We start from the raw sequence: 6975 nt of genomic DNA, 5'->3' as shown, positions 1-6975 counted from the left end.
TGTCAAGCGTTTTCGATAAAAAAGTGGGTGATTTTTAAAATATAGGAGTTGAAACCCTTATAGAATAAGGGCTGGAGATTCCGAGAAGTTATTATTATTAATTGGAGGTATTATCCTTGTTGTTTTAAATATTTTCAATATTCGTGAAAGAAAATATGAGATTGGTGTATTAACTGCAATCGGAATGAAAAAAGGAAAGGTATCGTTACAATTTATAACGGAACTGTTTTTGGTAACCTTTACCTGTATTATTATAGGTGCTGGAGTTGGAGCAGCAGTATCTGTGCCTATAACAAATTCATTACTGAAGTCACAAGTTTCGTCAGTAGAGGCAGCAGCAACAACTCAGGCTAGTAGCTTTGGAAGACCAAATGCGAATGGAACGACCACCAATAGCGGTACAACTACAAATAGCAAAAACAACGATAATATGGCAACACCAGGTGCGATTGTAGCCACTACAACAAACTACATCTCCGAAGTATCTTCAGCTACTAACTTTACCGTTATTTTGCAGCTAATGGGAATCGGAATAATACTTACACTAATATCAAGCTGTGCAGCAGTAATATTTGTACTTCGATATGAACCACTTAAAATATTAACGAATAGGGATTAGGAAGGAGAATGAAATGAGTTTATTAAAACTAGAGAATTTGTCATATAAATATGATTCAGCAAAAACGAAAGTGTTAGATCAAATTTCATACGAATTTGATGAAGGCAAAATATATGCAGTTATAGGTAAATCAGGTGCAGGAAAGACTACTTTGTTATCGTTACTTTCAGGATTGGCTTCACCGTCTGAAGGAAAAATTTTATTTAAAGAAAAAGATATCAGTAGTTTAGATAAGTATAAATATAGAAGTCAATATGTAGGCGTTGTATTTCAAAGCTTTAATTTACTACAAAATCTTACAGCCGTAGAAAATGTAGTCCTTTCAATGGATATATCTGGAATTAAGCAGAAAAATAAAAAAGAGTTCGCAACACAACTGTTAGCTAAAGTTGGACTCAGTGCAGATGAATCAAAACGTAGAGTGCTAAAACTGTCAGGTGGACAACAGCAAAGAGTTGCAATCGCTAGAGCCTTGTCTTATAATCCAGAGATTATTTTAGCAGATGAACCTACAGGAAATCTGGACGGTGAAACGCAACAAGAAATTATGTCGATTTTCCATGAATTAGCAAATGAAGGAAAATGTATTATACTTGTTACACATTCACCAATTGTGGCAGAGTCAGCAGATGTAGTATATGAATTGATTGATTTGTCCAAAAATAAAGCAAAGAAAAAAGATGCATCAGGCAAAGGCGTACAAAACAAAGTACAGGCTGTAGTATAAAATATATCGTCAAATAATTAATTCAATAATTAAAGGTTTGGAAATTTTGAAGTTACAAAATTTCCAAACCTTTTTAATTTTTTGTAATTGCTATTTTAAAAAATGGGAATATAATTAAATTGCAAGTATAAAATTATATCACATGAAAAAATGGAGGGTTTTATTATGGATGGATTTAATTATGGGGGCGAGAATCAAAGTTTTATTGATTTAGAAACGAATGAAGTGGCTACTAAGGCTATGAGAGATGAGATGTTATCAGTAGATAGATATGGTAAAATTATTGATAGCTCTGCAAATGAGCAACCGAAAAAGAAGTCATTTTTACATCGTATCTTTAAGAAAAAGTAAAATTGTATTATAAATATTAAGAAGAATAGGTATTTTATATGACATTATTTAAGATTGCAACAGAAAATATAACTGTAACAATAAGCTCGCTAGGCGCAGAACTTGTTTCTGTAAAAAATAATTTTGATAATAGAGAGTATATATGGTGTGCGAATCCAAAGTATTGGAAACGTCATTCCCCTGTACTTTTCCCGCTAGTTGGCCGTTATAAAAATGATAAGTCTCAGTATGAGGATAAAGAGTATTCAATGTCACAGCATGGATTTGCTAGAGATAAAGAATTTAAACTTACCATGAAAAGTGAGAATGAAATTTGGTTCAACATTGAGGCGGATGAAGATACATTATCTAAATACCCATTCAAATTTAAATTAGAATGTGGATATAGAGTCATAGGAAATAGTGTTGAGGTAATGTGGAAGGTCACGAATAAAGATACAAAGAAAATGTATTTTTCATTGGGCGCGCATCCAGCATTTGCACCACCAAGTTCAGACGTAGATATGACAAATTGTAGTTTGCAGTTTGATCAGGATAAAGATAGAATTGTATATTCATTACTAAATGAAAACGGATTGCTTTTAGATGATAAATATACAATTCCGCTAAATAATAAATGCATAAAAATCACTTCGGATATGTTTGATAAGGATGCACTAGTAATAGAGAATAGTCAAACAAAGGAAGTTTCTTTACTTGACGGAAACAATATTCCATTTGTAACAGTGAAATTTGATGCGCCGTTATTTGGAGTATGGTCACCAGTTAAAAGCAATGTTCCATTTGTATGTATAGAGCCTTGGTATGGAAGATCTGATAGCACTACTTTTGATGGTGATTTAGAAACACGTGAATGGGGAAATGAATTAGATGTCGAGAAGGTATTTGAAGCGAATTATATATTGATTTTTCAATAAAAAACAAGAGCACTCTTACGAATTTGTAAAAGTCCTCTTGTTTTTTTATAAATGACAATTATTGTTGTTACTAGTTATTTTGATTTGTTTACGGAACTAGTAGTAGCAGCTGGTGTATTGACTTTAATAGGATTAGAATTATTTTTCGAGTCTACTTTAGTATTACTTTCAGAACTTGCATTTGAATGGCTTTCTACATTGAGTTTCTTGTTACGATCAGAATCATTATCTATATCTTCTGTGGCATTTTTAGTGCTTATTTCTGAAATGATAGTCTGCGATTTAGTTACATTAGCATTATCTGATTTATAATCATTACTTTTTTTTGTTTCTTCTGTAGCAGATGTGGTTGAATTATTTACGGTAGTATCCTTTGTATTAACTTTTCTTGAATCATCTGAATCATCGAGTTTATCTAATTTATCTAAATCATCTAATATATCTAAATTATCATTATTTAAATTATCATTATCTGAATTATCATTATCTAAATTATCATTATCTGAATTTGATTTACTATTATTTTCGTTAAATTTTATGTTTTTCATGATTTCTTTTACACTTGCATCTTTGTAATCATCAATGGTAGCTGTAGGGTCGACTGCTTGGAGTTTATTAATTAGATTGAGTTTTCCTGGAGTGATACCTAATTGTTTCGCTTCATCTCTACGTTCTAATGCAACATTATCTTTTTGAACAATGGCTTGTTTTTCGATTTCTTGTAATGCATGGTTAACGCCTAATTCAGATTTGGTTTGAAGAATTGTTGCTTTATTTGTATTATTTGTCTCAGAAGTAAGGGAAATAACGGTAGAGCCATCATTTGCTATGTAGCCTTTATCATCAGCGGACATAATCAAGCATTGAACGGCATCTTCAACTGTAGATCCAGTCACATCTGTGCCAGCCAGTATTGTTTGTCCATCCTCATTGTAACCTTCTGCGTTAACTACTTTACCAAATGCATTTACACCCAATTCCACACTTGGATTAATATCTAGACTTAAGTACGCAACGGGAGTCTGGTAATAAGCATAAGCGGCGCTGCTACCTCCAACAAGTATAACTAAAAAGCTAGCGGCTGCTATGAAAAATCTACTTGCTGCTTTCGTCTTAAATAAGTTAACAAGTTTCGGTTTTTTATTATTTGATAAAGTATCCTTTAAATAAATTTCGGTTTTGTTTACTAAAACCTCTTCAGTTTTGATTTGATTTAAAGCAGATTTAAAAATTGTATTCATATTCTGTACCTCCTAATTTTTCCTTGATAAGTTTTCTTCCCCTGTTTAATTGAGAATATATAGTATTTTCTTTTTGTTTTAACAGTCGGGCAATTTCAGGAACACTATATTCCTGGTAGTAAAATAGATAAATCACATCTTTATATTTTTGGGGAATGGATAAAACCACCTGCATAAGTTCATTTTCTATCTCGGATTCAAACGACAATTCTTTATTTTCCAATGATCCAACATTTTTATGCCAGTAGCTTTTGAGTAAATCTTTGCACTTATTAATAGTTACTTTTATAAGCCATGCTTTTTCATGCTCAGTACTTTCAAATGCTGTTTCGTTTTTTAATAATACCAGAAAAACTTCTTGAAATACGTCATCAACATCGGCGTAATTCTTTAAATATAAAAAGCATATTCGGCGCACCATATCAGAATATTGATCAAGAGCAGATGTGATTTTGTTATTAATTTCTACTGGTGTATATTGCATGATATTCCTCCTTGTACTATTAATACGAGTGAGACATGTGAATCCTTGCATAAATTTAAATTTATTTATTATTCCTTGAATGCAACTTGAATGAAAAAGTAAATTCTTTGGACAAAAAAGAGTCCCTATGTTGTTAAAATTTCAGTAAAATGAAAAATGAACAAATAGAAACTCTATATTTTTAGTTTAAGTTAAAAATAATATAAAATCAATATACAAAATACTGGTAGCCCCTAATCGGCTATCTGTTTTCCTGCCGTATCCATATGATATTTTTCCGTTATAATTAGCTGCGATATTGGAACTATTTCATAGCCCTGCTCTTGTAAACCTACGAGTACTTGCTCCAACGCATCCTTGGTATACTTTGCACCGTTGTGCATAAGGATTATGGCACCATTGCAAAGGGCTTTATGGTTCAGTACTGTTTTGACAATAGAACTGGCACCGTAATTTTTCCAGTCGAGGCTATCAACGGACCATTGTATCGGATAATATTTGCAAGTCATGGTAGTAGTGACTAAGCTGTTATTATAATCTCCAAATGGGGGGCGAAAGAGAGTCATTTCAACACCAGTAAGTGTTTTGACCTTTTCGTGAACCTTCATAATTTCGGAAGTTTGATCGGCTACACTTAATTTACTCATCTGTTTATGATTTTCGCTATGGTTACCGAGGTCGTGGCCACGTGCTGCAATTTCTTTGACTTTGTCAGGGTATGCTTCAACCCAGCCACCGGTCATAAAAAATGTGGCTTTGACTTTGTATTTGTCAAGAATGTCGAGTATTTGGATGGTGTCCTCATCCCCCCACGCAGCATCAAACGAAAGTGCAACCTGTTTCTTGTCTGTGTCTACGCAATAGATTGGAAGTTCTTTTTTGCCAACGGTACTGCTGGTTGTAATAATATCTTGTTTATAGAAATGTACGCCAACAGAAATTATTGCAAAACAGAACAAGAGAAGGAAGGTTTTTGCAGAATCTTTACGTAATATATCATTTATAATTTTCACTATATGCGCACCTATGTAATAGATTGGTTGTTATCAATATATGCGAACAGGGATTATAAATATAACTAAAAAACAGTGCAACATACGAAAAACCGCTAGTCAAGTAGACAGGGGATTTTCACATGTTGCACTGTTAATTAAAAGCTATCAATTTTCTTTGTATAGTGGTCCTAATACTTGACGACACAGATTCTTACAAAATTCTAATGAGAAATCAGCACCATCAGCATCTCGTTTAATTGCATTTTGAGATGCAAGAGCATCTGTATATTGATTTAACTTGTAGGTCGTAATAAGACTAGTACCAAATAATTTTTGTGTAACAAGTGGTTCTATGCTGTAATCCTTTATGTAAGAGCCAGTATCATCTTTTCGAAAAGTTACTTTTGCCATTCCACCAAGCATTCGAGGGGAAGCATCTTGGTTAGATACAAAATTGCCTAGTGAATAATATACAAGCATTTTGTGACCATCTGAACGTTCTAGCGTTTCTACGGGTTCAATTACGTGCGGATGAGAACCCAGTACAAGGTCAACTCCAAGACTTAAAAATAACTGTGTCCAATATTTTTGGTCGGAACTAGGAGTGTATACATATTCGGTGCCCCAATGTGGACATACTACAACAAGATCAGCCATTGTTTTTGCTTTCGTTACATCGGCAGTGATTTTGTCTTTGTCTAACATATTAACAATATAAGGTTTTGATGAAGGCAGAGCAATTCCATTCGTTCCATATGTATAATTAAGAATAGCAATTTTAAATCCGTTTTTTTGGTAAACATAGATATCGTTATAATGTTCTTGTGTTTCATTAATTCCAAGAACTGTAATCAGAGGATGTTTCGTTGCCCAGAAATTAAGACAGTTCTCAACGCCGGTAAGACCTTTGTCTATTGTATGATTCGTTGCCTGTAATACTACGTTAAATCCAGCGTTCGCAATTGAATCGCCTAATTCATAAGGGCTATTAAAGCAAGGATAACCACTCAATCCTAATTCTACTCCACCAAGAATAGTCTCTTGGTTAACAATCGAAATATCGGCAGCAGCTACATCACCTAGTACATTTTTGAATAAATGGTCGAAATTGTATGACCCATCAGCTTGAAGCCCACTTTTATAGACGCCTTCATGAATCAGCATATCGCCTATCATCATAAGATTGATTTCAGTGAATTTTGGCGCAGCAGTCGTTTTTTCAGCTTCAGTAGTTGCCTCCAATGCTGAAGTTAAAGTTTCAGTATTTACATTCTGACCAGATGTTTCGGTTGATTTAGGACCGCAACCTACAAACAATACGGTGGAAGTCAGCATTATTAAAACAAGTATCAGACTAAGTAGTTTTCTTTTCATTTTTTCTCCTGTTAAATTATTATGGTTTATTTGCTATTAAATAAGAAGCTTCAATATAAGAAGCTATTTTATTACATCTATAAAAATATTATTTCGCAATTATATAAATTTTAACTCATGTTAGAATTATATTCAAGTATTTTATGTTTTAGGTTAATTTATAAAGTAAATATCGTGAATTGAAATTTTAAATTCCATCCCCTATACCATCACTAGTGGAATTTATTTTTACAAATAGCGGTGTGGACGTTAGTCTTACATTGTTCA

Annotated in this window: 8 protein-coding genes; 4 read left to right on the top strand and 4 right to left on the bottom strand. The window is 33.1% G+C overall.

The window, feature by feature from the left end; translation table 11 throughout:
• Nucleotides 1–64 precede the first annotated feature (64 nt).
• The 4 genes from BMY18_RS20495 (at nucleotide 65) to BMY18_RS20480 (ending at nucleotide 2614) form a co-directional block, all read left to right on the top strand.
• Nucleotides 65–619: an FtsX-like permease family protein gene (locus BMY18_RS20495; protein WP_092458442.1), complete on the top strand. Its 555-nt coding sequence runs from the start codon at nucleotides 65–67 to the stop codon at nucleotides 617–619.
• Nucleotides 620–632: 13 nt separating this feature from the next.
• A complete protein-coding gene (locus BMY18_RS20490; RefSeq protein WP_092458438.1) occupies nucleotides 633–1346 on the top strand; it encodes an ABC transporter ATP-binding protein in 714 nt (237 codons plus the stop codon).
• Between the two features lie 165 nt (nucleotides 1347–1511).
• The gene (locus BMY18_RS20485) at nucleotides 1512–1697 is read left to right on the top strand and encodes a hypothetical protein (protein WP_092458434.1); all 186 of its coding nucleotides are present in this window, start codon (nucleotides 1512–1514) and stop codon (nucleotides 1695–1697) included.
• A 38-nt stretch (nucleotides 1698–1735) separates the two neighbouring features.
• Nucleotides 1736–2614: an aldose 1-epimerase family protein gene (locus BMY18_RS20480; protein WP_092458429.1), complete on the top strand. Its 879-nt coding sequence runs from the start codon at nucleotides 1736–1738 to the stop codon at nucleotides 2612–2614.
• Between the two features lie 74 nt (nucleotides 2615–2688).
• Here the strand turns inward: BMY18_RS20480 and BMY18_RS20475 are convergent, their stop codons facing one another.
• The 4 genes from BMY18_RS20475 to BMY18_RS20460 form a co-directional block, all read right to left on the bottom strand.
• On the bottom strand, nucleotides 2689–3855 hold the full coding sequence (locus BMY18_RS20475; protein ID WP_092458424.1) for an anti-sigma-I factor RsgI family protein: 1167 nt from the start codon (nucleotides 3853–3855) through the stop codon (nucleotides 2689–2691).
• Nucleotides 3839–4339, bottom strand: a complete 501-nt coding sequence (locus tag BMY18_RS20470; protein WP_092458420.1) for an RNA polymerase sigma factor — start codon at nucleotides 4337–4339, stop codon at nucleotides 3839–3841. Before BMY18_RS20470 ends, BMY18_RS20475 begins: the two co-directional genes overlap by 17 nt.
• Before the next feature lie 233 nt (nucleotides 4340–4572).
• Nucleotides 4573–5346, bottom strand: a complete 774-nt coding sequence (locus tag BMY18_RS20465) for a polysaccharide deacetylase family protein (protein WP_408645497.1) — start codon at nucleotides 5344–5346, stop codon at nucleotides 4573–4575.
• Between the two features lie 153 nt (nucleotides 5347–5499).
• The gene (locus BMY18_RS20460) at nucleotides 5500–6708 is read right to left on the bottom strand and encodes a CapA family protein (RefSeq protein WP_092458414.1); all 1209 of its coding nucleotides are present in this window, start codon (nucleotides 6706–6708) and stop codon (nucleotides 5500–5502) included.
• Nucleotides 6709–6975 lie beyond the last annotated feature (267 nt).

The organism is [Clostridium] fimetarium (genome assembly GCF_900111235.1).
Lineage (GTDB): Bacteria > Bacillota > Clostridia > Lachnospirales > Lachnospiraceae > Clostridium_N > Clostridium_N fimetarium.
The sequence above is the reverse complement of the archived record's forward strand: the minus strand, read 5'-3'. Positions and strand labels throughout refer to the sequence as shown.